3 protein-coding genes are annotated in these 1,692 nt (G+C 62.1%); 2 read left to right on the top strand and 1 reads right to left on the bottom strand.

The genetic code is table 11. The annotated features are described in order from the left end of the window. The coding region (locus tag AB4Z11_RS30920) for a hypothetical protein (RefSeq protein WP_442029894.1) at positions 1-202 on the top strand (202 nt) is incomplete at its 5' end. Here the strand turns inward: AB4Z11_RS30920 and AB4Z11_RS30925 are convergent. Then, positions 192-1,466 (bottom strand): glycoside hydrolase 5 family protein, encoded by a 1,275-nt coding sequence (locus tag AB4Z11_RS30925; protein ID WP_442029896.1) that lies wholly within the window; start codon positions 1,464-1,466, stop codon positions 192-194. The two genes, AB4Z11_RS30920 and AB4Z11_RS30925, sit on opposite strands and share 11 nt — an antisense overlap. A gap of 51 nt (positions 1,467-1,517) precedes the next feature. On the opposite strand from AB4Z11_RS30925, the gene AB4Z11_RS30930 reads away from it, so the two are divergent. Then, positions 1,518-1,692, top strand: a 175-nt coding sequence (locus AB4Z11_RS30930; RefSeq protein ID WP_442029898.1) for a c-type cytochrome, incomplete at its 3' end; no start/stop codon positions are given.

Here is a 1,692-nt window from a genome sequence, read left to right on the forward strand (position 1 = left end):
AGCCAGCAGAGTGCTGCAAATCATTACAGCGGCGACAGCCAGGGCTTGTTTTTTAGCGTTCTTCTTCATTTTGACCCCCCTTTCTTATTCAATTGGTTTTCTATGGTTGCATCATATCGGCATCACCCCGCCCTATCACGGGAATTGCGACGAAATGCAAAAAACGGGGATCAGGCGTCAAAATCCGGCACTTACCGCATGAGACGCAGCTTGCCAGCATAGAGGCGGATGACGTCCAGCGTGCCCTGGTCCGAGTCGAAAACCGAGTACAGGCCCTGCTCTTCCTGGGGCGGATCGCCCAGGAAGTCATTTCCTTCTTTCCACCAATAGTCGGGATTGGCCGCCCGCCCTGCACCGCTCCAGGCCCAGAAATTGAAGCCGGCTATCGGATCGCCCTGCGCCGCGCGCGTGGCCACCAGATCCAGCACCTCGCGGTAAAAGCGGTCGCGCCCCTCGGTGCCTGAGCGGCGATCGAATGCGCCGCCATCACGGCCCCAGCCGAATTCCTCCAGCACGATAGGCTTGCCCAGCTTGGCGGCAGCGTCGATGTGCGCGTTCAGATAAGCGCGACTCAAGGACCAGGCATTGTCCCAGCTCGTGGTCCAGCCCCAGTTCTTCGGCCACAGGTGGTAGGTCAGGTAGTCCACCTGCGGGCTGCGGTGGGCGCGTTCGAACAGGGCCGGATCGCGTGATGCGCCGACCACGCCCTCGCTGCCGGTGCTCACCAGGTGACTGGAGTCCAGGCTGTGGATGTATTTCGCCGTATCGTCGATCCACTGCACGTAGGCGTCACGCTCGGCGGCGCCCGGCTTGCTGCCACCCGGCCGCGGCTCGTTCGCCAGTTGCCAGGCCATGATGGTGGCATCGGCCGCATACGATTTGCCGGTCACCGTGTTCTTGCGCTGCACGATGCTGCGGATCACGCGCCGGTACTCGTCCTGCGCTTGCGGGCTGCGGTAGAAGCGCGCGGTGGCGCTCATGAAGCCTTCATAGTCCTTAGTCACGTTCGGGTCGATGGCGGGCGTGCCCTCGAACCAGTTCAGATACTGGGTCATGCCGCCGGACCACTGCCAGAAATTGTTCAGGTACAGTACCGCGGTCATATCCCGCCGCGCCATTTCGGCCAGCAGGAAGTCGAGGCCTTGCAGCAGCGCTTCATCATATTGGCCGGGCGCGGACGTGGTGGCGGGCCGCACGGCGCTGGGCATGACGGTCTTTTCGGAGACGGCCAGCACGCGCAGATTGTTGATGCCCAGCGCCTTCAGCGCATCCAGCTCCTTGCCCAGCCGCGCGCGGTCGCCCGGCTTGCCGGCCGCGCCCAGATAGCCGCCATACCAGAGATTCGCACCCGCGATGTAGTACGCCTGGCCGTCGCGCTCGAAATGCGTGCCTCTGACTTTGACGAAATCCGCCGCTGCCGCATTCAGTGCAAGCAGGCAGGCCAGTGCTGCCAACATCTTATTCATGTACTTTTTCCTTTATGATGCGGGCATTGCCAACCACTGCCGGAGAAAACAATGAATAAAGCTCTCGTCGCAGCAGCCTTGCTGTGCCTCGGAGTCTCCGCCCACGCCGCCGATGTCGCGGCTTCGGCCAAACTGTACCAGACCTATTGCGCGTCCTGTCATGGCGTGAATCTGCAAGGCGGCGAAGGCCCGAGCCTGGCGGATGCGAACTGGATTCATGGCGAGC

Source organism: Pseudoduganella sp. RAF53_2, from assembly GCF_052113985.1.
In the GTDB taxonomy this organism is placed as follows: Bacteria; Pseudomonadota; Gammaproteobacteria; order Burkholderiales; family Burkholderiaceae_D; genus Rugamonas.

Coding starts and splice junctions, on each gene's coding strand:
- AB4Z11_RS30925 (WP_442029896.1), bottom strand. CDS start 1,466: ATGAATAAGATGTTGGCAGCACTGGCCTGCCTGCTTGCACTGAATGCG.